At 68.3% G+C, this 26,158-nt stretch carries 22 protein-coding genes; 9 read left to right on the top strand and 13 right to left on the bottom strand.

Annotated elements, in window-relative coordinates; translation table 11 throughout:
* The first annotated feature begins 33 nt into the window (after positions 1-33).
* Positions 34-1,497 carry a 4-hydroxy-3-polyprenylbenzoate decarboxylase gene (ubiD, locus tag QVG61_RS00480; protein ID WP_289931333.1) on the top strand — a complete coding sequence of 488 codons (1,464 nt, stop codon included), beginning with the start codon at positions 34-36 and terminating at the stop codon, positions 1,495-1,497.
* Between the two features lie 99 nt (positions 1,498-1,596).
* Here the strand turns inward: ubiD and QVG61_RS00475 are convergent, their stop codons facing one another.
* Together QVG61_RS00475 and QVG61_RS00470 are read right to left on the bottom strand one after the other, a co-directional pair.
* Entirely contained in the window at positions 1,597-2,733 is a 1,137-nt protein-coding gene (locus QVG61_RS00475; protein WP_289931332.1) for a methyl-accepting chemotaxis protein, read from the bottom strand.
* A gap of 274 nt (positions 2,734-3,007) precedes the next feature.
* A complete protein-coding gene (locus tag QVG61_RS00470; RefSeq protein ID WP_289931331.1) occupies positions 3,008-3,883 on the bottom strand; it encodes an SDR family oxidoreductase in 876 nt (291 codons plus the stop codon).
* Positions 3,884-3,975: 92 nt separating this feature from the next.
* Here QVG61_RS00470 and QVG61_RS00465 point away from each other — a divergent pair, with 92 nt between their 5' ends.
* Positions 3,976-5,004: a CDP-6-deoxy-delta-3,4-glucoseen reductase gene (locus tag QVG61_RS00465; RefSeq protein ID WP_289931330.1), complete on the top strand. Its 1,029-nt coding sequence runs from the start codon at positions 3,976-3,978 to the stop codon at positions 5,002-5,004.
* A gap of 222 nt (positions 5,005-5,226) precedes the next feature.
* Positions 5,227-6,144 (top strand): hypothetical protein, encoded by a 918-nt coding sequence (locus tag QVG61_RS00460; RefSeq protein ID WP_289931329.1) that lies wholly within the window; start codon positions 5,227-5,229, stop codon positions 6,142-6,144.
* Positions 6,145-6,149: 5 nt separating this feature from the next.
* Here the strand turns inward: QVG61_RS00460 and QVG61_RS00455 are convergent, their stop codons facing one another.
* The 4 genes from QVG61_RS00455 to hemC are packed head-to-tail and all read right to left on the bottom strand — an operon-like array spanning position 6,150 to position 10,340.
* The gene (locus QVG61_RS00455) at positions 6,150-7,424 is read right to left on the bottom strand and encodes a heme biosynthesis HemY N-terminal domain-containing protein (RefSeq protein ID WP_289931328.1); all 1,275 of its coding nucleotides are present in this window, start codon (positions 7,422-7,424) and stop codon (positions 6,150-6,152) included.
* Positions 7,421-8,617, bottom strand: coding sequence for a uroporphyrinogen-III C-methyltransferase (locus tag QVG61_RS00450; protein WP_289931327.1), 1,197 nt, complete (start codon positions 8,615-8,617; stop codon positions 7,421-7,423). The genes QVG61_RS00455 and QVG61_RS00450 overlap by 4 nt, the downstream gene beginning before the upstream one ends.
* Positions 8,614-9,405, bottom strand: coding sequence for a uroporphyrinogen-III synthase (locus QVG61_RS00445; RefSeq protein WP_289931326.1), 792 nt, complete (start codon positions 9,403-9,405; stop codon positions 8,614-8,616). The genes QVG61_RS00450 and QVG61_RS00445 overlap by 4 nt, the downstream gene beginning before the upstream one ends.
* 5 nt (positions 9,406-9,410) lie before the next feature.
* The gene (gene hemC / locus QVG61_RS00440) at positions 9,411-10,340 is read right to left on the bottom strand and encodes a hydroxymethylbilane synthase (RefSeq protein WP_289932794.1); all 930 of its coding nucleotides are present in this window, start codon (positions 10,338-10,340) and stop codon (positions 9,411-9,413) included.
* A gap of 109 nt (positions 10,341-10,449) precedes the next feature.
* On the opposite strand from hemC, the gene QVG61_RS00435 reads away from it, so the two are divergent.
* Positions 10,450-10,953: a thioredoxin fold domain-containing protein gene (locus tag QVG61_RS00435; RefSeq protein WP_289931325.1), complete on the top strand. Its 504-nt coding sequence runs from the start codon at positions 10,450-10,452 to the stop codon at positions 10,951-10,953.
* 596 nt (positions 10,954-11,549) lie between these two features.
* Here QVG61_RS00435 and QVG61_RS00430 read toward each other — a convergent pair.
* Entirely contained in the window at positions 11,550-12,278 is a 729-nt protein-coding gene (locus QVG61_RS00430) for a LytTR family DNA-binding domain-containing protein (RefSeq protein ID WP_289931324.1), read from the bottom strand.
* The gene (locus QVG61_RS00425; protein ID WP_289931323.1) at positions 12,275-13,342 is read right to left on the bottom strand and encodes a histidine kinase; all 1,068 of its coding nucleotides are present in this window, start codon (positions 13,340-13,342) and stop codon (positions 12,275-12,277) included. Before QVG61_RS00425 ends, QVG61_RS00430 begins: the two co-directional genes overlap by 4 nt.
* 131 nt (positions 13,343-13,473) lie before the next feature.
* Between QVG61_RS00425 and argH the strand changes: the two genes are divergently transcribed.
* The gene (gene argH / locus QVG61_RS00420; RefSeq protein WP_289931322.1) at positions 13,474-14,868 is read left to right on the top strand and encodes an argininosuccinate lyase; all 1,395 of its coding nucleotides are present in this window, start codon (positions 13,474-13,476) and stop codon (positions 14,866-14,868) included.
* A 521-nt stretch (positions 14,869-15,389) separates the two neighbouring features.
* Here argH and QVG61_RS00415 read toward each other — a convergent pair.
* Both QVG61_RS00415 and QVG61_RS00410 read right to left on the bottom strand, forming a co-directional pair.
* Positions 15,390-18,149, bottom strand: a complete 2,760-nt coding sequence (locus QVG61_RS00415; protein ID WP_289931321.1) for an EAL domain-containing protein — start codon at positions 18,147-18,149, stop codon at positions 15,390-15,392.
* Positions 18,146-18,877, bottom strand: a complete 732-nt coding sequence (locus QVG61_RS00410) for a hypothetical protein (RefSeq protein ID WP_289931320.1) — start codon at positions 18,875-18,877, stop codon at positions 18,146-18,148. The genes QVG61_RS00415 and QVG61_RS00410 overlap by 4 nt, the downstream gene beginning before the upstream one ends.
* A gap of 78 nt (positions 18,878-18,955) precedes the next feature.
* Between QVG61_RS00410 and QVG61_RS00405 the strand changes: the two genes are divergently transcribed.
* The 3 genes from QVG61_RS00405 to QVG61_RS00395 all read left to right on the top strand — a co-directional run bounded on the left by QVG61_RS00405 (position 18,956) and on the right by QVG61_RS00395 (position 23,218).
* On the top strand, positions 18,956-19,312 hold the full coding sequence (locus QVG61_RS00405) for a nucleotide pyrophosphohydrolase (RefSeq protein WP_289931319.1): 357 nt from the start codon (positions 18,956-18,958) through the stop codon (positions 19,310-19,312).
* 251 nt (positions 19,313-19,563) lie between these two features.
* Entirely contained in the window at positions 19,564-20,334 is a 771-nt protein-coding gene (locus tag QVG61_RS00400; protein ID WP_289931317.1) for a hypothetical protein, read from the top strand.
* A gap of 28 nt (positions 20,335-20,362) precedes the next feature.
* A complete protein-coding gene (locus QVG61_RS00395) occupies positions 20,363-23,218 on the top strand; it encodes a class I adenylate cyclase (RefSeq protein ID WP_289931316.1) in 2,856 nt (951 codons plus the stop codon).
* A 9-nt stretch (positions 23,219-23,227) separates the two neighbouring features.
* Here the strand turns inward: QVG61_RS00395 and QVG61_RS00390 are convergent, their stop codons facing one another.
* From QVG61_RS00390 to QVG61_RS00380, 3 genes are all read right to left on the bottom strand, one after another.
* Positions 23,228-23,689, bottom strand: coding sequence for a DUF302 domain-containing protein (locus QVG61_RS00390; protein ID WP_289931315.1), 462 nt, complete (start codon positions 23,687-23,689; stop codon positions 23,228-23,230).
* A complete protein-coding gene (locus tag QVG61_RS00385; protein ID WP_289931314.1) occupies positions 23,686-24,753 on the bottom strand; it encodes a c-type cytochrome in 1,068 nt (355 codons plus the stop codon). The genes QVG61_RS00390 and QVG61_RS00385 overlap by 4 nt, the downstream gene beginning before the upstream one ends.
* A gap of 463 nt (positions 24,754-25,216) precedes the next feature.
* On the bottom strand, positions 25,217-25,888 hold the full coding sequence (locus QVG61_RS00380; RefSeq protein WP_289931312.1) for a dienelactone hydrolase family protein: 672 nt from the start codon (positions 25,886-25,888) through the stop codon (positions 25,217-25,219).
* Positions 25,889-26,026: 138 nt separating this feature from the next.
* Between QVG61_RS00380 and QVG61_RS00375 the strand changes: the two genes are divergently transcribed.
* A complete protein-coding gene (locus QVG61_RS00375; protein ID WP_289931310.1) occupies positions 26,027-26,152 on the top strand; it encodes a lipoprotein in 126 nt (41 codons plus the stop codon).
* Positions 26,153-26,158 lie beyond the last annotated feature (6 nt).

Genomic DNA, 26,158 nt, shown 5'->3' with positions numbered 1-26,158 from the left:
CGTGGGTTTCGTGGCCTCAGAACAGGTGAGACCATGAAATACAAGGATCTTCGCGACTTCATCGCCCAGCTCGAACAGATGGGCGAGCTGAAGCGCATCCGCGCCGAGGTCGACCCCTGCCTGGAGATGACCGAGGTCTGCGACCGCACCCTGCGCGCGGGAGGTCCCGCCCTGTTGTTCGAGAATCCCAAGGGCCACGACATGCCGGTGCTCGGCAACCTGTTCGGCACCCCGCGGCGGGTGGCGCTGGGCATGGGCGAGGATTCGGTGGAGGCGCTGCGCGAGGTCGGCAAGCTGCTCGCCTTCCTCAAGGAGCCGGAGCCGCCCAAGGGCATGAAGGACGCCTGGGCCAAGCTGCCCAAGTTCAAAAAGGTGCTGGACATGGCCCCCAGGGTGGTGCGCGGCGCATCCTGCCAGGAAGTGGTCATCGAGGCCGACGACGTCGATCTGTCGAAGATCCCGGTGCAGACCTGCTGGCCGGGCGATGCCGGGCCGCTCATCACCTGGGCGCTGGTAGCCACCAAGGGTCCCAACAAGGAACGGCAGAACCTGGGCATCTACCGCCAGCAGGTGATCGGCCGCAACAAGGTCATCATGCGCTGGCTGGCACACCGCGGCGGGGCGCTCGACTTCCGCGAATGGTGCGAAGCCCGGCCGGGCGAACCCTTCCCGGTGGCCGTGGCACTGGGCGCCGACCCGGCCACCATCCTCGCCGCCGTCACCCCGGTGCCGGACGCGCTCTCCGAATACGCCTTCGCGGGGCTTTTACGTGGCGCCAGGACCGAACTGGTGAAATGCCGGGCCCACGATCTGCAGGTGCCGGCCAGCGCCGAGATCGTGCTGGAGGGTTTCATCGAACCGGGCGAGGAGGCCGACGAGGGCCCCTTCGGCGACCACACCGGCTACTACAACGAGGTGGAGCGCTTCCCGGTGTTCACCATCGAACGCATCACCCACCGCCGCGACCCCATCTATCACAGCACCTACACCGGCCGGCCGCCGGACGAACCGGCCATCCTCGGCGTGGCCCTGAACGAGGTCTTCGTGCCCCTGCTGCAGAAGCAGTTCCCGGAGATCACGGATTTCTACCTGCCGCCGGAGGGCTGCTCCTACCGCCTGGCCATCGTCAGCATGAAAAAGCAGTACCCGGGCCATGCCAAGCGGGTGATGTTCGGCGTCTGGTCCTTCCTGCGCCAGTTCATGTACACCAAGTTCGTCATCGTCACCGACGACGATGTGAACATCCGCGACTGGAAGGACGTGATCTGGGCCATGACCACGCGCATGGACCCGGTGCGCGACACCACGCTGATCGACAACACCCCCATCGACTACCTGGACTTCGCCTCGCCGGTCTCCGGCCTCGGCGGCAAGATCGGCTTCGACGCCACCAACAAGATGAAGGGCGAGACCGACCGCGAATGGGGCCGGCCCATCCGCATGAGCGAAGAGGTCAGGCGCCGCGTCGACGCCCTCTGGGACGAACTCGGGATCTAGCTAGCCGCGAAACCCACGAAAAGGACTATTGTTTTCTGGCCGGCGCTTCGCGCCGGACCAGACCCAAACATCTTTTCGTGGGGTTTCGTGGCTATAACATCATCCAGCGCGGCAAAGCAGGCTGTTGTCGCCCTCGGCACTGGCGGCCATGGTCTCCAGACAGTCCAGCACTTCCATGCTGGCATCCTCCATCGCCTGCAGCGCTGCCAGCGCGCCTTCGATATCCCCCTCGGCGAAACGGCTCAGGGCCTCGGTTCCACTGTGATGGACGCGATGGTGCGGCACTTCCATATCGGCATAGCCGGGCAACTGGGAGAAGCAGCCCTTGCCCTCGCCATCGTAGTACCACTTGCCGAGACGGCACTGGGTGTGGTCGACGAAATCCTCGATGCGCTTGGATGAGATCCCCATGAGGATCTTGTAGATCTCGAACTTGTAGATCAGGTGGTCGGTCTTGGCCAGCTCCACGAAGCTGCGCAGGGCACCGGCCGAGATGGCACCCTCCATGCGCTGGGACAGCGACAACACCTCACTCATGGCCTGGCTGGAACGGTTGCCGACCGCACTCAGCTCGGCGGAATCGGCCGACATCTGCTGCATCTTGGCCTGGGTCTCGGTGGTCTCCTCCTGGATCTTGCTGATCTCGCCGGCGATCTCCTGGGTGGCGTTGTTGGTACGCATCGACAGGTTGCGCACCTCGTCGGCGACCACCGCGAAACCGCGCCCATGTTCACCGGCACGTGCCGCCTCGATGGCCGCATTCAGCGCCAGCAGGTTGGTCTGGTCGGAGATCTCGTTGATCAGATTGACGATGTTGCCGATCGCCCCGGCGCGCTGGCTGAGGCTGTCGACGTGGCCCACGGCATCGTTCACGCTGTCGGTGACGATGCGCAGATTGCCGACCAGGCTGTCCGTCCCCTGGCGCGCCTCCACCGACACCCGGGCGGCCTCGACTGCAGAGTCGCGCTCTGAGCGCAGGGTCTCCGCCAGGCGCGCCAGGGTCGCCTGCAGCTTGAGCAGGGAATCGCCGAAGAAACTGAAATTCTGGAACAGACCCGCACTCAGACGGCTCTGCTGCTCGGCCTCTGCCACCTGCGCCAGGGCCGCATCGCGCTGCGCCTCGGCACCCTCGAGCTCCGCCTTGAGCCGGGTTATCTCTTCCTGGAGTTCGTCGATTCGTTGCTGCTGCTCTGCCTGCCGTTTCCCGCCATGGGTAAAAAACGCTGTACCAAACATGATTACCTTCCCGTCTCGTTATCTCAGGGTTCTTTTCGGAAAGTCCAACTCCGTCACATTTTGGTCCCTCACCCGCCTGTATCGAACCCGGCCGGAAAATCTTTACCCAAGCGTAGGGTTAGGCGTCTGTATTAACCCGGCAATCGCGGCCTGGAGGCCGCTCCTACGGGGCACGGCGGCACCCGGGTAGGAGCGGCCTCCAGGCCGCGATCCCCGGCGGGTCCAGCCTCGCCCTGGGCATCGAATCCTTGGCGCAATAGGCGGGTTAGCTGTGTCACGGCTCGCCGAGGCAGGCCGCCAGCCCGGCATCCAGGTCCGGATAGGCCAGGCTGACCCCCAGCTCCTCGCGCAGCCGGCGGTTGTCGATGCGCTTCGATTCATCCATGAAGGCACGCATGCCGGCGCTGAGCCGCGTCCCCGCCTCGGCCCGGCTCACCGTGGGCGGTCGCGGCAGGCCGGCGGCATCGGCGATGCGGTTGAAGTAATCGGTCATATTGGAGGGCCGGCCGTCCGCCACGTTGTACAGCGGCCCGGGCGCGGGATGGGCCATGGCCGCCCGGCAGGCGGCCACCAGATCCTCGGCGTGAATGCGGTTGGTATAGGGCGAATCGGCCTCGTCGAGCAGCGGCAGGCCGCGCCGCAGCCGTTCCAGCGGCAGCTTGCCCGGGCCGTAGATGCCGGGCACGCGCAGGATCACCACCGGCACGCCGCTGGCGGCCGACCAGCGGCGCAGCGCCTGTTCGGCGGCATGACGCCGCCGGGCCCGGTCGGTGGCCGGCTTGGCCGGCTCCGACTCGTCGATCCAGCGCCCGCCACAGTCGCCATAGACCCCGGTGGTGCTGATATAGACGATGCGCGCCGGACACCGCGGCCCCTGCAACGCCTCCAGCAGGCGTTCGATGCGCGGATCGCTCACGCCCTCGGCCGGCGGGGGCGCGAAGTAGTACAGCCGGGCACCCGCCGTCGGCCAGTCGGCCGGAACCCGCTCCCGGTCCAGATCGAGGGGCAGTGCCCGGATGCCCTCGGCCTCCAGGCGGCGGGCGCTGTCGGCACTGCGCACCACGCCGTACACTCTGCCGCCTTCGGCCAGGCAGGCGGCGGCGACCCGGCGGCCGATATAGCCGCAGCCGACGATTAACACAGGGTTCATCGGTTTTTATCTCCGGGGAAATCAGCGAGAATGCGCGGTTCGCCAATCCTCAACTTGAACACGACGCCACAGACGGCAAAAAGGTACCACGAATGAGTCACCGGGTGCGGATCCAGGGCAGCAATCACGAATTCATCGTCGAGGCGGGCGAGACCGTGCTCGATGCCGCCCTGCGCCAGGGCATTCTCCTCCCCTACGGCTGTCGCAGCGGCAGCTGCGGCGCCTGCCAGGGGCAGGTCCTGGCGGGCCGTGTCCACTACGGCGGCCCCCTGCCGCCCGCCCTGGACCAGGCGGAGGCCGCGGCCGGCACCGCCCTGTTCTGCCAGGCACTGCCGGAAACCGACCTCGAGATCGCCGTCCCGGAGGTGGAGAGCGAGGCGGAGATCGAGGTCAAGCAACTGCCGGCCAAGGTCACCGAGATCGAGCACCTGGCAGCCGATGTCGTGCGCCTGCGGCTCAAGCTGCCGGAGGCCGAACGCCTGCAGTTCCTCGCCGGCCAGTATATCGAGATCCTGCTCAAGGATGGCCGCCGCCGCGCCTTCTCCCTCGCCAATGCGCCCCATGACGACGAGACGCTGGAACTGCACATCCGCCTGGTGCCCGGCGGCGAGTTCACCCGTTACGTGTTCGAGCAGATGCAACCCAAGACCTTGCTGCGCATCGAAGGCCCCTTCGGCAGCTTCCATCTGCGCGAGGACTCCCCCCGGCCGATCCTGATGCTGGCGGGGGGCACTGGCTTCGCACCGATCAAGGGCATGATCGAGCACGCCTTCCACATCGGCCTCGAACGCCCCATCCATCTCTACTGGGGGGCACGCGGCAGGGACGACCTCTACCTGGACGAGCTGGCCCGCAATTGGGAGGCGACACACCCCGGTTTCCGCTATACCCCCGTGCTCTCCGAACCACAGGCGGCGGATGCCTGGCATGGCCGCAGCGGCCTGGCCCTGGACGCCCTGCTGGCGGACCATCCCGACCTCAGCGCTCACGACATCTACATGGCCGGACCACCGGCGATGGTCGAGGCGGCACGCAGCGCCCTGCTCGGCCGGGGACTGCCCGAGGAACAGCTCTACTGCGACGCCTTCGAATTCGCCAAGGATGCCCAGCCGGCTGGCTAGCCCGGATATTGCACCAAGGATTCGATGCTCAGGGCGAGGCTGGACCCGCCGGGGATCGCGGCCTGGAGGCCGCTCCTACGGGGCATGGCGGCACCCTGGCAGGAGCGGCCTCCAGGCCGCGATTGGCGTGGTGTTGACAGGCTGCTAGCGGCGGCCGCTGCCTTGGGGTAAGGTTCGGAAGGTGCGGACCACAAGGACACCGCCGCGCCTGGAGCAGCCTCTATGCCACGGGAAGTCGCCTTTTCGCTGGTGCACATCGATGCGGCACGCAACGCCACCGACGACTTCAATCCCTTCCACGACAAGACCAAGTGGCGCGAGATCCACGACAACCCCTTCGGCGGCCCCATTGCCCTCGGCTTCCAGCTGCTGGCCCTGGTCGCGGAACGGCTCCGCGAACACCGTGAACGGCAGGACGAGACTGCCCTGATCGAGCAACGGGGGCTGGGCTTCAGCCACTACCAGGTGAATTTCGCCAACGTGGTACAGCCCGACGCCCCGCTGGAAATCGAGATCCGCGGCTCACGCCTGTCGGAGGCGGGGGATGTGCTCAGCAACCGCTTCTCGCTCAAGGCAGCCGGCCGCCTGGCCCTGCTCGGCTTCAAGAAGGAGGCCAGCCATCCGCTGGTCCTGGAAGAGGCCGACTTCCGCGGCCTGCCGGCGCTGGAGGGGGCATGCGACCGCAGCATCCTCGGCGACAGCGGCTACTTCTTCAAGCGCAAGTACCTCAACGTCTCCAACGCCAAGAACTTCCTCGTTGGCTCGGGCATCGAGCAGACCCGCTACTTCGACGAGCTGGAGGGGCGGGTGCGTTTCCCGGAGATCTTTCCCGTTGCCTACATCTCCTGCGCCCTGCTGGAATGGGCGACCCTGCTCGGCCACGACTTCCGCGCCGACCCCATGGTCTATGTCTCCCAGCAGATCAGCATCGACCGGTCGCTGAGCGCCGGCCTCGCCAGCAACGACATGCTGGCCCTGCTGGTGCGAAAACTGCCGCTGGAGGAGACGCCGGCGAGCGACCGGGAGAACGGTTATCAGACCTACCACTGCTTCGGCCTGCTCGACAGCAGACGGATCCTGTTTCGGGCCCAGATCAGCCTGGCCCCGCTGCACAGCATCCTCGCCGCCAGACCCGGCTGAACGCCTCAGCCGGCCGGCAGCGCCTTGTCGGCCGACTCCGACGCCGCCTCGTCGGATACCGCCGTGCCCGCCCCAGGCGCCGGCAGCAGGGCGCCGTCCTCGCCCGCCGCCAGGGCCAGGCCATGGCGGAAACAGGCCACCGCCGCCTCCGGCTCGTGCATGCGCTCCAGCAGGCGGCCGAGCAGCTGGTAGCCTTCCACGCTGGGCTGCAGGGCCAGGGCCGCCTCCAGGTAGCCGCGCGCCTTGCCCCAGAGTTCGTTGCGCAGGGCGATGCGGCCCAGCGCCAGCAGCAGTACCGGATCCTTGTCGTGGCCCTGCAGCCACTCCTCGGCGGTCTGTAGCTGCAGTCCCCTGTGCTCGCCGGCCAGGCGGCCATAGAGGTCGACCATCTGCTCGTTCCACTGCCGGCGCAGGGCAGCGCGCAGCAGCTGTTCGGCCTCGCCGTCCTCGCCCAGCACCTGGAGCTGGCGGGCGTAGTGCAGAACCAGCTCCGGGGTCTCGCGCAGCCGGCGCGGGACCCGCCCCCAGGTCTCGCGCAGCGCCTCGGCATCGCCGCTGCGCGCCGCGGCCTCGAGCAGCTCGCCGTGCAGCTTCACCTCCAGGGCATCGACCGCCTCGGCCGGCAGCACATGCCGGCGACGCAGCTCCGGCAGCAGATCCCGCAGGTGTTCCCAGTCACCGAGCCGCTGGTAGAGTTCCACCAGCATCTTCAGCACATAGGCATGCCGCGGCGCGACCTGGCGCAGGTGGCTGAGGGTGGCCAGCGCCTGCTCCATCTGCCGGTGGGCGATCTGCAGCTCGGCCTGGGTGAGGCCAACGGCGACGTCGGCGTCCGGCATCGCCTGGTGGGCCAGCCGCAGGTAGTGGTCGCGTCGCTCGTGGGCCCCCTGCTGCTGGGCGGCGCGGGCCGCGGCGAGGTAGTTGAGCAGGGGATTGTCGCTGTCGGCCGCATGGCGGATCAGCCGCCGCTCGGCCGCCGACCAGTTGCCCTCCGCCAGCTCGATCAGGCCGCGGTTGAGTTCATTGCGGGCCCGCAGCGCCCGCCGCCGCCGGTCCCAGCTGCGCAGCTGGCGGGGCGCACGCCGCATGCCGGCCAGCAGCCGCAACAGCAGATAGAAGACCGCAAACAGCAGCAGCACGACCGTCAGCAGGAGGGACAGGGAGGTCTCGACGGTCCAGGGCCCGTAGCCGATCAGCACATAGCCCGGATCCTTCATCAGCAGCAGGCCGAGGCCGGTGGCAACCAGCAGGGCCAGCAGGGCAGCGATCAGGAACCTCATGGGGCCGGCTCCGCGTCCGCCGCCGGCGGTTCAGCCTCGCTCAACACCATCTGCTCGCGCAGCAGCCGCAGCGAGGCCGAGATATCCGGCAACTCGGGACGAATGTCGATGGCAAGCAGCTCGTCGACTGCCGTCAGCAGGCTGCGGGTCGCTGGCGACTCGGTGTCGAAGTGGGCCTGCAGCCAGTCGCGCACCGTCTGCAGACTGCTGCGCCAGGCGGCCGGCGACTGGCGCAGCAGGGCAAGCCGCGCCGCCTCCAGCTGCAGGCGCAGGTTCTCGTACAGGAAATACTGCGCCTCCGGCGGCAGCATGGGCGCCACCGGCCGGTCCTCACGGCGCACCACCACCAGTCGCTCCAGCGCCCGGCCGACCTCATCCAGGGCCTGCCGCCAGCCGGCGACTGGCGCCGGCGCCGGCTGCGCCGCACCCTCGGCTCCGGGCTGAGCGGTTCTCTCCCCCGGCCGGTACTGGCTGCCGGCCAGCGGCAATGCCTCCACCTGGCCGGTCAGGCTCGCCAGGCGCAGCGCCAGGCCCTCGTAGTCCGGCAGCTGCAGCTGACGCAGAGCGGCGATCTCACGGGCGATCTCCTCGCGCACCGGCACATAGGCCGGATCGCCCAGGCCGGCCAGGCGCTGGTCGGCATCCTCCAGCGCCGCCAGGGCAGTGGCCGGATCACGCAGCAGCAGCAGCCGCTGGTTGGCAACGTGCAGCAGGTAGCGGGTCTCGGCCAAGGTCCAGTCGTCGTGGCTGCGGCCGAGCTGGGCCCGTAGCAGACCGATGGCGTTCTCCAGCGCCTGCTGCGAGCTGCCGAGCCCCTGCAGGCGCTGTTCCAGTGCGCTGCGGGCGCGGGCCGCCGCCGCCAGATCGGCATCGAGCCGGCTGCCAAGGGTGCGGATGCGCTCGTCCATGGCCTGGTTGCGGCCGTCGATCTGGGCCAGCACCTCACGCTGCCAGCCGGCCTGGCGGGTGACCTCGTGCCAGATGAAATAGCCGCCGACCAGCGCTCCCACCGCCAGCAGCAGCGCGACCAGGGCCAGCGGCAGTGCATAGCTGGCCGTTGCCGGCCCGCTCGGGGATTGCTGACGGCCGCCTCCGGCACCCCGCCCCCGGCGCCGCTTGGAGGCGGGGCGGGCGGGCGGCTTGGCCGCCGCGGGAGAGGATTTCCTGTCGTCTTCGTGCTGCGCTTCGCTCATTGCTCTGTTCCCCTGACGGCCACCCATTCCCGGAGGGCAGCCAGCATGGCCTCGTCGGTGGCGTCGGCGGCCACCCATGGTGGCGGTAACCCGAGTCCGGCGGCGGCCTCCGCCACCCGCCGGCTGGGCACGATCAGCGCCGTGCGGCGTAGCAGAGTCTGCCCGTTTTCACCCAGCATGGCGACCAGATTCTGCAGGCCCTCCAGGCTGCTGACGGTGACCACGTCGATGCCGCCCCCGGCCCAGTCCGCGAGCAGCGCCGTCGGGTCGGCGGCCGGCCGCCGACGGCGGTAGACCTCGGCATAGTCGACCGTCGCCCCGCGCGCCTCCAGTTCCGTACGCAGCCGTTCCCGGCCACCCTCGCCGCGCACGATCAGCACCCGCTGGCCGCCGACCCCGGTCAGCCCCGGCTCGGCCAGCAGCGCCTCGCTGTCATGACCCGCCGCAGGCACGATATCGGGTTCGAACCCGGCCGTGCGCAGGGCCTCGGCGGTCCGCCGGCCAACCGCACCGAGACGGGTACCGGCCGGCCAGGCACCCGGCTTCAGCCCGGCCTCCCGGGCCCAGCGCACGGCATTGGCGCTGACGAAGAGCACCAGATCGTAGTCGGCCAGGCGCCCCAACCGGGCCGCCGCCGAGGCCGGGTCCCGCGGGGGGGCGATCTCCAGTACCGGGAAGATCACGACGCGGCCGCCCGCCGCCTCGATCAGCCGTTGCAGGCGGCCGGCCTGGGCCGCCGGCCGGGTCACCAGCACCCGCACCCCCGCCAGTGGCCCGGATTCCGCCACCGCCTTCAGTCCGCGTACAGGGCCTCGAGAATCTCGCCGGCACCCCGCGCCAGCAGATCCTCGGCCAGCACCCGGCCCAGTTCCTCACCATCCTCCGGCCGGCCGCTGATGTCGCCGAGGATGATCTCGCTGCCGTCCGGTCGACCCACCAGACCGCGCAGCAGCACCACGCCGTGCTCGATCTCGGCATAGCCGGCAATGGGCACCTGGCAGCCGCCCATCAGCCGGCTGTTGAAGGCCCGCTCGGCGCGCAGCCGCAGGCTGGTCTCGGCATGGGCGAGCGGTGCGATCAGCGCCTTCACCGCCTCGTCGTCGCTACGGCACTCGATGCCCACCGCGCCCTGGCCGATGGCCGGCAGCACCTGATCCGGTCCCAGGGTCTGGCGAATGCGGGCGCCGAAACCGAGGCGCTTGAGGCCGGCGCAGGCGAGAATGATGGCGTCGTAGTCACCGGCGTCGAGCTTGTCGAGCCGGGTATTGACGTTGCCGCGCAGGTCATGGATCAGCAGGTCCGGGCGGGCAGCCCGCAGCTGGCACTGGCGGCGCAGGCTGGAGGTACCGACCACCGCACCCTGCGGCAGGTCCTCGAAACTCGCATGGCGGTTGGAGACGAAGGCGTCGCGCGGATCCTCGCGCTCCAGGATCACCGCCAGCTCCAGGCCGTCCGGCATCTCCACCGGCACATCCTTCATGGAATGCACGGCGATGTCGGCCCGTCCCTCCAGCATGGCCTGTTCCAGCTCCTTGACGAACAGCCCCTTGCCGCCCACCTTGGCCAGCGGGCTGTCGAGGATCTTGTCGCCGCGGGTGCTCATGGTCAGCAGCTCGACCTTGAGACCGGGATGAAGGGCCTCGAGACCGGCGCGGACGTGCTCGGCCTGCCACAGGGCCAGCGCGCTCTTGCGGGTGGCGATGCGAATCGTGTCGTTGGAGATGGACATCCTGCAATCCAGATTGTGAAATGGGCGGACCTGGCTGATCCCGGGCGCGGGAGCTGACCGGCGAAGACGGGCGCGTGACCCGAAAAGGCGAGGATAACGAGTGGTGAAAGCCGGTTGCAAGCGATATGGGGTCGGCCCGGCCGTGTGGCTGCTGCTGGGCTGGCTGCTGGCCGCCGCCGCAGCGGCGGCAGACGGGCCGCCGCAGGCGCCGCTGGCCAGCGACCTGCAGCGCGATGCCCGCCTGGCCAGGGAACGGCGGATCCCCATCCTGCTGGCGGTGGAAGCCAGCCACTGCGGCTACTGCCGGCTGCTGGAGAGCGACTTCCTGGTGCCCATGCTGATCAGCGGCGACTATGACGACCGGGTGCTGATCCGTCGCATCGACATCGACGCGGCGGAACTGCTGACCGATTTCGACGGCCGCCGCATCACACCCCAGACGCTGGCCGAACGCTACGGCGTGTCCTTCACCCCCACCCTGCTGTTTCTCGACGCCGAGGGCCGTGAGCTGACCGAGCGCATGGTCGGCCTGACCACGCCCGACTTCTTCGGCGGCTACCTGGACCAGGCCATCGACGCCGCCCTGCGTGCCCTGCGCGGCCGCTAGCTAGCTAGCCCGCCCAATCGCGGCCTGGAGGCCGCTCCTACGGGGCATGGCGGCACGAGGGGTAGGAGCGGTCTCCAGACCGCGATCGAGTCACAACGATGGGGGCCGCCCCCATCCTGCCGCCTCGCCAGACCCCGGTGCATGGAACGTGTCCCGGGCTCATGGATTAGCCCGGGGGCGCGGCCAGCCGCGGCACATGCGGCGGGCATGGCCGCGGATCCTGCCCAATCGCGGCCTGGAGGCCGCTCCTACGGGGGGCATGGCGGCACAAGGGGGCGGCGTGGTTCAGGCCGCGATCGACTCACAACGACGGGGACCACCCGCCCCCATCCTCACGCCTCGCCAGCCCCGGCCCATGGAACGTTCCCCGGGCTCATGGACTAGCCACGCGGGTGCGGCCAGCCGCGGCACATGCGGCGGGCATGGCCGCGGATCCTGCCCGATCGCGGCCTGGAGGCCGCTCCTACGGGGGGCATGGCGGCACGAGGGGTAGGAGCGGTCTCCAGGCCGCGATCGACTCACAACGATGGGGGCCGCCCCCATCCTGCCGCCTCGCCAGCCCCGGCACATGGAACCTGTCTTGGCTCATTGGACAGCTAGCTGCCCTTCAACAGCCGGCGCAGCGCCGACGCATGCCGGCGGCTCACCTCCAGCCGCTCGTCGATGCCCATCAGCACCACGTTGAGCCGTCCCTGGGCATCCTTCTCCAGCCCCTGCAGGAAAGCGCGCGCCACCAGCGCATTGCGATGGACGCGCACGAAGCGCGCACCGAACTCCTCCTCCAGCGACTTCAGCGACTCCTCGATCAACAGCTCGCCGCTGCCCGTGCGCACCGTGACGTACTTGTGGTCGGCACGGAAGTAGCGGATGTCCGCCACCGGTACCAGCTGCAGGTTGCCGCGCTGGCGCACGCAGAGGTGACTGCGCGCCCGGCCGCTCTCGCCCTCCAGCCGCCCCGCCTGGGCCCGGGTCAGGCGCCGGGCATTGCCCAGCGCCGCGGCCAGGCGTTCGATGCGGATCGGTTTCACCAGGTAACCGAGCGCCGCCGCCTCGAAGGCCTCCAGGGCATGCTCGCCGTAGGCAGTGGTAAAGATCACCGCCGGCGGTTCGGGCAGCGCCGCCAGATGCCGCGCCGCCTCCAGACCATCCATCTCCGGCATGCGGATGTCCATCAGCACCAGGTCCGGCTGCAGCCGCTCGACCTGCTCCAGCGCCTCGCGGCCGCTGGCCGCCTCGCCCACCACCTCGGTGTCGGGCAGCTCGGCCAGCAGCCGCCGCAGCCGGTCGCGGGCCAGGGCCTCGTCGTCCACCAGCAACAGTCTCATGCCACCGCCTCCAGCGGGAACAGCAGCCGCACCCGGTATTCGCCGTTGCGCTGCTCGGTCTCCAGGCGGGCCGAGGCGCCGAAGGCCAGACGCAACCGCTCCTGGATGTTGGCCAGGGCCATGCGGTTGCCCTCGCGGTGGCGCTCCAGCTCACCCTCCACCAGGGGATTGCGCACCTCCAGCCGCAGCACGCCGCGATTGTAGGTGAGCAGCACCTGGATGCTGCCACCACCGGCCACCGGTTCGATGCCGTGATAGACGGCGTTCTCCAGCAGCGGCTGCAGGATCAGCGGCGGCACCTCGGCCGTCAGCGGCAGGTTCTTGGTCATCCACTCCACCTGCAGGCGCTCGCCCAGGCGCTGGCTCTCGATGTGCAGGTAACGGCGTGCGATGTCGATCTCCTCGGCCAGGCTGATCCGCGCCCCCACGTCCTGCATGGTGACCCGGAACAGATCGGCCAGATCCTGGACCAGTTCCTCGGCCAGCTGCGGGCGGGTGGAGGTCAGGGAGGCGATGGTATTGAGGCTGTTGAACAGGAAGTGCGGCCGGATGCGCGCTGCCAGGGCCGCGATCCGCGCCCTGGCCTCGGCCTGCACCTGGGCCTGCCACTGGTGGCGGACATAGAAGTAGCGCAGCAGCAGGGCGCTGATGATGGCGCTGATCGCGAGGTTGCGCAGCACGAAACCGGGGTGATCGAGCTGGGGCGAGCCCCCCAGCGGCGCGAGCAGGCGATAGGCCGCCTCGCTGAGCACCGCGGTGGTCGCCAGCAGCAGCAGATAGGCCAGCAGGCCCGCCGCCAGATTGCTGAGCCGCGCCAGCCAGGGCCGCAGCAGGCAGAGCAGGGCGGCGCTGCTCAGGGCGACCCACTGCACGAACAGGGACACCAGGCCGAGATCGCTCCACAGCCGCGGCCCGGGGGCACGGCCGGCCAGCACCAGGACGAAGGCCAGCAGCTCGGCCACCACCACCACGGCGAATACCATGCGGATGCCGCAGAAGCTGGGCAGGAAAAAGCTCGCTGCGCGTTCCTGCGGCGGGCGCTGGTGTCCCTTTGCTGACGCCATGGCTGGAGTGTCCCGGTTCGATCCACCTGTTGCAAGTATCGGCACGGCGGCGGAAAAGCCGAATCTGGGTTGCGGACAAGGCCTCGGCTATACTGGCGCGATCCACAGCACCGGCAGACGGAAACCCGCACATGGCAGACCAAGACCCGAACGGCAAGCTCTGGGGCGGCCGCTTCACCGAATCCACCGACGCCTTCGTCGAGGCCTTCACCGCCTCGGTCGACTTCGACCGGCGCCTGTACCGCTACGACATCGACGGCTCCATCGCCCATGCCAGCATGCTGGCCAAGATCGGCGTGCTCAGCGAGACGGAACGCGATGCCATCGTCGACGGCCTGCAGCGGATCCGCGGCGAGATCGAGGCCGGCGACTTCGAGTGGTCGGTGGCGCGCGAGGACGTGCACATGAACATCGAGGCGCGGCTCACCGCGCTGATCGGCGACGCCGGCAAGAAGCTGCACACCGGCCGCTCGCGCAACGACCAGGTGGCCACCGACATGCGCCTCTACCTGCGTGACGAGATCGACGCCAGTGTTGCCGAACTGGAACGCCTGCAGCGGGGGCTCGTCGACCTGGCCGAACGCGAGGCCGACACCATCATGCCCGGCTTCACCCACCTGCAGGTGGCCATGCCGGTGACCTTCGGCCATCACCTGCTGGCCTGGTTCGAGATGCTGGAGCGCGACCGGCAGCGGCTCAAGGACTGCCGCCGGCGGATGAACGTCATGCCGCTGGGTGCCGCCGCCCTGGCCGGCACCACCTATCCCATCGACCGCGCCTACACCGCCGAGCTGCTGGGCTTCGAGGCCCCGGCCGAGAACTCGCTGGACGCCGTCTCCGACCGTGACTTCGCCATCGAATTCACCGCCGCCGCGGCGCTGCTGATGACCCACCTGTCACGCTGCTCGGAGGAACTCATCCTCTGGACCTCGGCCCAGTTCGACTTCATCGACCTGCCGGACCGCTTCTGCACCGGCTCCTCGATCATGCCGCAGAAGAAGAACCCGGACGTGCCGGAACTGGTGCGCGGCAAGACCGGCCGGGTCAATGGCCACCTGATCGGCCTGCTGACGCTGATGAAGGGCCAACCGCTGGCCTACAACAAGGACAACCAGGAAGACAAGGAACCGCTGTTCGACACCGTGGATACCCTCAAGGGCTGCCTGCGGGTGTTCGCCGACATGGTCCCGGCCATCGAACCGAAACGGGACAACATGCGCCGTGCCGCGCGGGCCGGCTTCTCCACCGCCACCGACCTGGCCGACTACCTGGTGCGCAAGGGCGTCCCCTTCCGCGACGCCCACGAGATCGTCGGCAAGGCGGTGCGCCTGGGCATCGACAGCGGCCGCGACCTGGCCGAGCTCGAGCTGGCCGCACTGCAGGCCCTGTCGCCGGTGATCGGCGAGGACGTCTTCGAGGTGCTGACCCTGGAGGGCTCGGTGGCCGCCCGCGACCACCTGGGCGGCACCGCCCCGAGCCAGGTGCGCGCTGCCGCCCAGCGCGCCCGTGCCCGCCTGGAAATCTGACACCCCTCCTGACTTCATCAATCCGTCAGAAGCGGCGCTGCGCGCCGCATCGCGGCGTGGACGCCGCTCCTACGGGGCATGGCGGCACCAGGGTTGGAGCGGGCTCCAGGCCGCGATAGGCGTGGTGTTAACAGACCCGGGTATGCAAAAGCAGCTTGGCCGATCGCCCGCAGAAGCATAGCCGCAGCTACCCGGATATTGCACCAAGGCGGCGCACGTGAACGGGGTTCGTGCTGTAATACAGGGACAATATGGCCATGAAGCCCCCCTGGGCGGGTTACAGTTTGTGCCTGTTCGATGTCAGGCCGAAGCTGGCTTCGCCCTGAGCATCGAATCCGTGGTGCAATATCCGGGCTAGGTGAGCCGTCAGAAGCGGCGCTTCGCGCCGCATCGCGACCTGGCGATCGCTCCTACCCCCTATCCCCTGACTCCTGGAATTCTGAATTCTGAATTCTGAATTCTGAATTCTGAATTCTGAATTCTGAATTCTGGATTCTGGATTCTGGATTCTGAACCCCCCCTCACCCCACCAGCGCCGGCCGCACGGCGCTGGCCGAGGGGATCTCGATCTGGCGCAGCTCCATGGTCGGCCCCGGCCGGCCGATGTAGTAGCCCTGCACGTAGTCGACGCCGATCCGCCGCAGCAGCAACAGGGCCTCCCGGGTCTCGACGAACTCGGCCACGGTATGGATGCCCATGCCGCGCGCCACGTCGACCAGCGCCTTGACGAACAGCTGATCCTCCTGGCTGCGGGTGATGTCGCGGATGAAACTGCCGTCGATCTTCAGCACGTCGACCCGCAGGTTCTTCAGGTAGGAGAAGGACGAGAAACCGACCCCGAAGTCGTCCAGCGAAATCTTGCAGCCGAGCTGGCGGATGCGGGCGATGAACTCCACGGCGCGGCCCATGTTCTCGCAGGCCGCCGTCTCGGTCACCTCGAAGGTGATGCGTTCCGGCGCCACTCCCGAGGCCTCGACCTCCTCGCAGATCAGACGCAGCATCCCCTCGTCCCCCACCGAGAGGCCGGAGAGATTCAGTGACAGGCCGACCGATGCCATCTCCGGGGGCAGGGCGGCCAGCCGCGCCAATGCCTCGTGCAGCACCAGCCGGTCGATGCGGCCGATCAGACCGAACTGCTCGGCTGCGGGGATGAAGTTGCCTGGCATCAACAGGGTGCCATCCGGATTGCGGATCCGCAGCAGGGTCTCGAAATGATGCACACCGCCGCTGAGGACGTCGGCGATCGGCTGGAAGACCAGCTCGAAGCGCTCCTCCTCCAGCGCCTCCAGCACCTGATTGCGGGCCGCCAGCAGACTGCCCATGTGCTCCCGCTGCCGGTCCAGCTCGCTGAACAAGCGCACCTGATCGCGGCCGTTGTCCTTGGCCGTATACATGGCGGTATCGGCCAGCGCCATCAGCTCCACGGCGTTGCTGGCGCGGTCGGGGAAGGAGACCACGCCGATGCTGGCCGAGACATTGATCGCAGAGCCGCCGTGCACCGGCCGGCACTCGGCGATGCCCTGGCGGATCATCTCCGCCTTGGCCCGCGCCTCCTCCAGCGACATGTCGGGGAAGGCGAGGGCGAACTCGTCGCCGCTGACCCGCGCCACCAGGTCCTCGCTGCGCGACAGCCGGGTCAGGACACCGGCCACCTGGATGAGGATCTCGTCGCCTACCGCATGACCGGCGGTGTCGTTGATCATCTTCAGGTAGTCCAGGTCGAGCAGCATCAGCACCCCTCGACTGTCCCGGGACTGGGCCCGGCGGATCTCATGGGCCAGATCGACCAGGAAACGCCGCCGGTTGGCCAGTCCGGTCAGCTGGTCCTGGCTGGAGAGTACCGCCAGCCTCTCCTCGGCCTGGCGGGCCTTGGAGACATCGCTGGCGGTACCGCGATAGCCGCGGAACTGCCCCCCCTCGACCACCGGCAGGCCATTCAGGCGCAGGGTGCGGCGGCTGCCGTCCGGCAGGGTGACACGGCACTCCAGGTCCTTGAAGGGGAAATGGCGCCGTCCCGGCGGACACAAGCGGTCCGTCAGTTCCCCCAGATCGTCACGCGGAAAGACCTCGGCGAAGCTGTGCCCGAGCAAGCTGTCCACCGCCACCCCCAGGTTGTGCACCACACCCGAGGAGACATACACCAAGCGGCCCTCGGCGTCCGTCTCCCACAGCCAGTCGGAAGAACTCTCGGCAAAATCATGGAAGCGGCGGTGACTCTGCACCAGCTCCGCCCGCGAGCGCCCCAGATCCTCGAGCATGGCATTGAACGAGCGGGCCAGTTCGCCCAGTTCATCGTCGCGTTCGATGACCACCTTGTGGTCCAGATTGCCGCTGGAGATCTGCCGGGTCGCCTTGCTGAGCAGCATGATCGGCCGGGTCAGGGTAACCTGGCTTATGCCGATGCCGAGCAGCGAGGCCAGCAGCAACACACCGGCGGAGAACATCAGTCCCTGCAAGCCAAGCTGACGATAGGGCGCCCAGTAGCTATCGCTGGACTGCGCCACCAGCAGCCGGGCGACCGTGGTGCTGCCGTCGCCGGCCAGCAAGCGGTAGACGTGTCCCAGGTAGACCTCGTCGCCGGCGCTGAAGCGCAGCGGCTGACGCGGCCCGGGACCGTACTCCATCTGCTGCAACAGATCACCCTCGATCGGCAGGGTGCTGCCCAGCACCACGTTGCCGCTGAACACCGCCACTTCGGCCCGGATCAGCTGCTTGAGCTGCTCGACGGCCGACTGGTCGAGTTCCTCGCCCACCACCAGCACGCCCAGCGAGCCACCCAGCGGGCTGCGCAGCGGGATGGCCGCCAGCTGCAGGAAGGTGTCGAAGATCAGCGCATTGCCATAGGCCACCGGCTCGCCGCGGCCGACGCGCTGGATCAACTCGAGCATCGGCGCCGACGCCAGCACCTGGGAGGAACTGAGGTGCGGCTTGCTGGCCTCGGCCACGGCGCTGCCGACACTGCCACCGAGATAGACGGCGAGCAGCTCGATACCCGGGCGGGGATAGAGATCCTCCAGCATGCCGCGCACCGTGGCGGTATCGGCGGTCAGCGCCGCGGCCAGCAGGCTGGGCTCGCGGGCGATGCCGTGGGCCGCCGCCTGCAGGCGGGTGAAGGCGCTGCGCTCCGCCTCGACGAAGACCCGGTGGGCGCGGGCGATGTCAGCGTCGATCTGCGCCGCCACGTGCCGCTGCACGAGGTAGTAACCGGACAGGGCCATGCCGACCAGCACGGCGCTGACCAGCATCAGCACGAACAGGGTGTTCTTCTGGCCGATCTTCATGGCCCGCGCCTGCCTCCCACCGAACCCCGGTCGTCCGGCTCGGCCGGAAACAGCTGCTCGATGGCGATGGGCGCGGCCGCCAGCCCCTGGCCGGCGCCGGGCGCGCCGTGGACCGCCAGGGTCAGCTTCAAGGGCGGCGGGGAGGTCATGGCGACCGCTTCGACATGCTGGGTCTCCACACCGGGGCCGGCCACGCGCAGCTGCCAGCGGCCCGCTTCCAGGCCCTCGAATTCGAAGTGGCCACCCGCCGGGATCATCTGGATCCGCACTGCATCCAGAACATCGATGCGTGCATAGCTGCGGCTGTGGATACGGCAGAACAGATGCCAGCTGCCGGTCATCGCAAAATCCCGCTCGCTGTTGGCACCGGCCCCGCTCTTGCCCAGCCGCATGTGGACGGGCTCGGCAGCAGACAGCGAAAACAGCTCATGGTAGACCCCGGCCTGGTTGACGAAGCGCACCCGGTCGCCACGCCGGATGGCGAGATAGAGGGGCTCGAAATGACCGTCCCGCACCCTGATCACATGGGTCCGCGGCCGCCCCGTTGCTGCCGCGGAACGCGGCAGCAGGGCCACGCTGATCAGCCGCCGGCCGTCGACCTCCGCCTCACCCTGCAGTACGCCGAGGTGACGCAGCGCCACCTGGCCACGGATCTCGGCCGCAGCGGCCAGCTCCGCCCCGGCCACCAGCAGCAGCAACAACGACAGGCTGGATGCGCGACTCAGCATCCGGCAGCAATTGATGAATCCGCTATCATAAAGTGCCTATCGGCCGGAATCGCCAACCTTGAAGGATTGTATCCGCGCATGAAACCCGACAGCCTTGAACAGTTGCGCCGACGACTGGCCCGCTTCGCCGCCGAACGTGACTGGGATCCCTTCCATTCCCCCAAGAACCTGTCCATGGCACTGATCGCCGAGGCGGCCGAGCTGGTGGAGCACTTCCAGTGGCTGACCGAGAAGCAAAGCACTGAACTGGATGAGAAAAAACACGAGGCGGTGCGCCTGGAACTGGCCGACATCCTGATCTACCTGATCCGCATCGCGGACAAGCTGGAGGTCGACCTGATCCAGGCCGCCCAGGACAAGATCGAGATCAACGAGGGGCGCTATCCCGCCGAACGGGTGCGCGGCGACGCGCGCCGCGCCGACGAATACGACTGACCCCGGCTCCTGAACCATTAAAGCCTTCCCGCCCAAGGTCGCTAGTAAAACTGTTAACCCCGACACAGTTTTCCGCCGCCCGCGACCGCCAACAGGCTGTTGAAAAAGTCTCTGGCGAGTGCGCGACAAGGCAAAAATGGCGAAAAAGCGCAGTTTACATGGCCGTAAATGAGCATCTTGAGCCATTTTTTAACGCCGTATCGTGCCGTCAGAGGGTTTTTCAACAGCCTGCTAAGGAAGGAGACGCCGCCATGCAAAACCTCGACTGCGCCCAGCTCATGCCCCTGCTCGACGCCTGCGACCAGGCCCTGCTGGTCTATGACGACGAACACCGGCTGCAGGCCTGCAACCAGGCCGGCCAGCGCCTGCTGGAAAGCCACGGCGCCCCCTTCGGACCCGGGCACCCGCTGGCCGCGGCGCCGGATGCCGAGGGCCTGGTCAGCCTGCCGGCGCTGGATGGCAGCGAACGCCACTTCCGTATCCACGACCTCGAGCTGCCCGCTAGTGACGGCACCCCGGCACGGCACGGACGCATCCTCCAGGACTGCACCGAGCTGCTGCAGCTGCGGCGCGACTGTGCGCGGCTGGAGACCGAACTGGAAGCCCAGTCGCTGAAGGACCCGATCACCGGCCTGCTCAATCAGCGTGGACTGATGGTCGCCCTTGAACCCCAGGTCTCGCGCAGCCGGCGCTACGACAGTCCGCTCTCCCTGCTGCTGCTGCGCATCCGCGAGGCGGACAGCGAGATGCTGCGTGCCGCCAGCCAGATACTGAAAGACCAGCTACGCTGGGCCGATCTGGTGGGCAGCGGCGAACCGGGCGAGTTCATCATGGCGCTGCCGGAGACCCGCCTGCCCGAGGCGAGACTGCTGGCCGACAAGCTGCGCCTGCGCCTGGGCGGCAGCCTGCCGGCGGAGCGACTGGCCTTCGGCCTGGCCGAATGGACCCGCACCGACAACGCCCATACCCTGCTGCGCCGGGCCCGGGCAGCCTTCGACAACCGGGACGGCGCAGCGGCCTGATCCGCCGTCGACCGGCCCCTCCCGCACCATGCTGACCCAGGCGAGCGACAGCCCTCCGCTGGAGATGGACGGTGTGCAGCTGCGCGCCGTCAAGCGCCGCTTCCTGGCGATCAACAACGACCGCCTGAAGCGGGTGCAGATCAGCGTGCGCGAACGGCAGAAGGACTTTCTCGATCTGCTGCCGCTGCTGTTCCACATCAACCACCCCATGCTGCCCGGCTACATCTCCAGCAAGACCCCGGCCGGGATCTGCGACTACACGCCGAGCGAGCGCAGCATCGAGGCCGGCAAGCGGCTCAGCAAGAGTTTCACCTATTCGCGGCGCGCCGTGCGCCAGTACAACATCCATGCCCTCTACCTGATGGGCTCCAGCGGCACCATCGCCTATTCCCCGAACAGCGACTTCGACATCTGGGTCTGCGTGCGCCCGGATCTGGACGAGGCCGGGCTGCAGGCGCTGGCACGCAAGGCGGAGGGCATCGAGACCTGGGCCGCGACCATCGGCCTGGAGGTGCACTTCTTCCTGATGAACGACGAGGCCTTCCGCGCCGGCGAGGTGTCGAGCCTGTCGCAGGAGAGCAGCGGCACGGCCCAGCACCATCTGCTGCTCGACGAGTTCTACCGTACCGGCTTGCTGATCGCCGGCCGCTATCCGATCTGGTGGCTGGTGCCGCCGGAATACGAGACCTGCTACGAAGAGTATGTCCACGAACTGAAGCGCCGCCGCTTCGTCGGCCCTCACGACACCGTGGACTTCGGCGGCATCGGCCGGATGCCGGCTGGCGAATTCTTCGGCGCCGCCCTCTGGCAGCTGTACAAGGGCGTCTCCTCGCCCTACAAGTCGGTACTGAAGATCCTCCTCATGGAGGCCTATGCCGGCGAATATCCGCAGGTGCAGACCCTGGGTCTGCGCTACAAGCAGCGGGTCTACGGGGGCGACAGCAACCTGGACGAGATGGACCCCTACATCCAGCTGGTGACACGGGTCGAGGAATACCTGCTGGAGAACGGCGAGCTGGAACGCCTGGAACTGGCCCGGCGCTGTTTCTATTTCAAGATCCATGAGCGCATGAGCCGCCCCGACCGGCGTGGCACCATCAGCTGGCGACGCGAGGTGATGCGCGAGCTGGTGCAGGACTGGGGTTGGAGCCAGGCGCACCTGCTGATGCTCGACGCCCGCCAGAGCTGGAAGATACAGCGGGTACTGGAGGAGAGGCAGTCCCTGATCGATGCCCTCAGCCAGAGCTACCGTGCCTTGTCCGACTTCGCCCGCCAGCACGCCAGGCAGCATGCCATCGACCCGGCGGAGCTCAATCTGCTCGGCCGGCGCCTGTACGTCGCCTTCGAGCGCAAGGCCGGCAAGGTGGACATCATCAACCCCGGCATCTCCGACGACCTGCTGGAGGAACGCCTGTCACTGCACCAGGTACGCAACCAGGGGCAGGAAGGCTGGGTGCTGTACCGCGGTGACGTGCCCCCCGCCGAGACCCGCGGCCAGCGACCGCTGAAGCGGACGCCCAATCTGCTGGAGATCCTCGCCTGGTGCCACTTCAACCGCATCGTCCATCCCCACGGCTCGATGATCCGCCTGCAGCCGGAAGACTGCAGCCTGAGCACCTGGGAGCTGCGCTCGGTGATGGAATGCCTGGAAGACATCTTCCCCAATGGCAGTCTCGCGGAACCGGAGATGGCGGAACTGGCGGAACCGGCCCGGGTGCGTGAGAACGCCCTGTTCATCAACCTCGGCATCGACCCCCTGGCCAAGCTGACCCGCAACGGCATGCAGCTGGTCAGCAACCGCACCGATGCCCTCAGCTATGGCGGCCGCTGGGAGAACCTGGCCCTGGACTTCGAGATGATCCTGGTCACCAGCTGGCAGGAGGTGCTGACCTTCCGCTACAGTGGCCGCGACGCCCTGCTCGACTGCCTCTGCGACTACCTGGCCTGGTCACCGCTGTCCTCCGCCAGCCCCCCCATGGCGGTCTCCGCCTTCAGCTTCTCGTCCACCCGCGGTGCGGCCATCGCCCATCGGGTGGAGGAGGTGTTCCGCAACGTCATCGACTGGTTCTATCACAACGAGTGGCGCGACACGGCCCGCTACGTGCTGCCGGTCGGCCACGAGTACTACGTGCTGCAGAGCGAGAACGAGGTGCCCCGCTATACCCGGCTGAGCAGCCACAAGGCCCTGCTCGCACATCTCGGCGCGGCCCAGGACAGCTTCAGCCCGGTGCGCATCGACGGCAGCACGCTGGGGGACACGCCGCTGGCCCTGATCTACGAGACCAACCGGCCTGGCGTGATCCAGCTCTTCTATCAGGTGCAGGGCAACCGGGCGACGGTCTATGTGCTGGACGAGATGGGCGCCCTGTTCCATCAGCAGGCCGCCTTTCACGATGCCCTGACCCTGCTCACCCAGTACCAGCGCTTCCTGGAGAAGATTCGCCAGCGGCGCAGCCACCTGGCGCGTGAACAGCACCAGGAAACGAGCATCGGCGACATCGAGTATTACCAGATCCTGCAGCGGGCCGGCAGCCAGCCACGCCTGGAACGGCAGAACATCAGCCCCTTCCGCCAGTCGCAGAGCTATTTCGGGGTACAGGTGATCGGCGACGTGCTGGACGACCAGCGCACCCACTTCACCATGTATTGCAACGAGATGGAGTTCTCCTCGCTGGAACACGGCGATGCGCTGTTCGAGGAGGTGGCGCGCTACGTCCTGCAGCAGCGCAGCAGTGGCCAGGCCTATCCGATCTACATCACCGACATCGACCTGGCGCAGAACCTGCTCGGCGGCGAGGCGGCCCAGGGCCTGCAGACGGTGCACTTCCTGAACTACAAGAAACGCATCGAGCAGCGGCTCAACGAAGCGCTGAACCGCCTCTGAGTCCGGGACTCAGTCGCGCGCCTGGCGGACCTTGTCGAAGATCGCCTGCATCTGCTCCGCCCATTCCTCGAACACCGGTTGCAGCACCTCCGAGTGATAGAAACGCCCCAGCTCGCGCGGGTTGGCCGCCACCAGCAGGGTATCGTCGCGCTCGGCGAAGATGGCGATCTTCAGCGGCAGATAGGGCACCAGCTCCGGATGTTCGTGACTGAGCCGGCGCACCTGCTCCGGCCGGCCAAAGAACACCACCCGGTACTTGTCGGTCTTGAAGCCCATGGCGGTCAGGCCGACGTCGACCCGCTGCACCCGCGACACCTTGAAGCCCTGCTCGCGGATCGCGTCCTGCAGGGCCAGCATGGTCTCGGCAAAGGGCTGCGGCGAGCGGATCATCAGCAGGCTGTCGGCCAGGACGGCAAGACTGGCCAGCCCCAGGCAGAGGGCGAGCAGAATGGAGCGCAGGGCAGGGATCACAGCGTCGCCTCCTCGAGGATGTCGGTGTAGACCTGGTACATCTGGTTACAGGCCTCGTCCAGGGCGTTGTTGTTGAACAGGCTGCTCAGCCGCTTGGGGTTGATCGACATCACCTTCACCACGCCGTCCTGTTCGACCACCGTCACCCGGCAGGGCAGGAACAGGCCGACCCGCGGGTCGATCTTCAGCGCCTCGTTGAGAAAGTTGAAATTGCAGAAATAGACGATCACCTGCTGCGGATCCTGCTCCGCCTCCGGGAACAGACCGGACTCCAGGCGCTGGGTGCGGATCAGCCGGAAGTTCTTGCCGATCACCGCCCGCTTCACCGCCTCCACCGTCTCCGCCACGCTGTAGGGCGATTCGTAGACCAGCACCGCCGCCTCGTGCGACACCGCCTTGAGGTGACTGCGCAACTGCGGCGCGCTCTTTTCGAAGCCACGTATGAAGGCCACCAGGTCATCGATGTCCGACTCCGAGAGGCCCTGTTCCAGGAAGGAGACCATGGGCGTCCCCGCCCGCCCCCGCATCAGGGTGGCCTTGATCATCAGATCGCTGGCCGCCGCCAGGAAGCCGGGATTGTTCAGTGCCGGGGCGATGATCGGCAGGTCGCGCGGCCGCGAGAAGGTCACCCCGGTGCCGGTGCCCCCCTCGCCATTGCTGCCATGGCAGGCAGCGCAGCGTTCGGCGAACAGGACCCGGCCGTGCTCCACGTCGCCCTCGACGCGGGCCTCGCTGAAGGCCGGGCGCGGCACGTCGAGCCAGCTGCGGATATAGGTGATGATGGCATTGACCTCGGCATCGCTGAGATAGGCGAAGGAGGGCATGACCCGGCCGGGGCGGCCGAGGCGGATGGTGCGCCGCAGGTAGGCGTCGGAGACGCTGGCCTGGAAGGCGGGCAACGCCAGGGGCACACCGACCCCACCCTCGCCGGTCTCACCGTGACAGACGGCGCAGTGGCGCTGGAACAGCCTCGGGCCGTCGGGCACCTCCGAGGCACGCACCGGACCCAGCATGGTGGCCAGCAGACCGACGGCCGCCAGCCAGTGACCCCAACCCCAACTCATCGCCATTCTCGTCATCCTCAGTTCGTCCCGAAGTGCGTCTGCCAGCCTGGCTAGCACGCTCCGTGGGCCGGAGCGGCAGGATGGCGTGGCACCCCCTTGCGCCTCGATCGCGGCCTGGAGGTTACACATTGGACCGCCACACCCCGTAGGAGCGGCCTCCAGGCCGCGATTGTGCACCCACCCGCAGGCGATGCCCGGAATCAGCCACACAGGGACAAAGTGTACCTCACCACGAGGGCCTGGCCAGCCAGCCCGCATGCTGCACCAGGGCGGGTTCCGGGGGGGTGAGATCTGCCGGACGGCAGGATGGCGTGGCACCCCCTTGCGCCTCGATCGCGGCCTGGAGGCCACACATTGGACCGCCACACCCCGTAGGAGCGGCCTCCAGGCCGCGATTGGGCGGCCAGCCGCGGGCGATGCCCGCCACATTTGCCGTGACCGGCTGACCACGCCTGCGGGTCGGCTAATCGAGCAACCGCGCCGCCAGCCAGTCCCGGATGTCCGCGATCTCCTCCACACAGACCGAGTGCGGCATGTCATAGACATGAAAGCTCACCGGATGGCCCAGCGCCTGCAGCCGGTCGCGGGCGTCCTCGGCGGCGGCGAGCGGAACCAGCGGGTCCGCCCGGCCATGGCCGAGGAAGACCGGCAGGGCGGCGTTGGCCGGGTTCTGCTCCGCGGCCAGTGCCTCGGGCAGCACCAGGTAGCTGGACAGCACCATGGCCCCGGCCAGGGGTTCGGCCCAGGTCAGCGCGGCATGCAGGGCCACCGCGCCGCCCTGTGAGAAACCGCCCAGCAGGATGCGCTCGCTGGCCAGGCCGCGGGCGCGTTCCGCCTCGACCAGCCGGCCGAGCATCGCCACCGATTCGCGGAAGCCCGCCTCGTCCGGCTCGCGCTGCAGGTCGGGGTGGCAGATGTCGTACCAGGCACGCATCCGCATCCCGCCGTTGATGGTCACCGGCCGCAGCGGCGCATGCGGCAGCACGAAACGCACACCGGCCTCGACCAGTCCGAGCTGGCGGACCAGCGGCTCGAAATCGTGGCCGTCCGCGCCCAGACCGTGCAACCAGAGGACGCTGGCGACGGCAGGGCCAGGCGGCTGGATGACCACGCCCGGCAGCACCTCGCTGTTCATCTGGCTGTCCTCCACGGCAGTACGCCCGCGGCATCGATTGTGCGGTCTCGCCGGCCACGACGCAACGCCGCCGGCCATTGTCTCGCCGCCGCCAGTACGCTAAGGTCGCCGACCAACGTCTTTCACCGGGGGAATCCCATGCCCGCGACCGCCGCCCGACTCGCCCTCGTCCTGCTGCTCGGCATGGCCGGCGCCCTGCTGCCGGGCTGTGGCCAGAAGGGGCCGCTCTACCTGCCGGACGAGGCCCAGCAACAAAACCGCTGAACGCCG

It is taken from the genome of Thiohalobacter sp. IOR34, from assembly GCF_030406045.1.
GTDB lineage: Bacteria > Pseudomonadota > Gammaproteobacteria > Thiohalobacterales > Thiohalobacteraceae.
The sequence above is the reverse complement of the archived record's forward strand: the minus strand, read 5'-3'. Positions and strand labels throughout refer to the sequence as shown.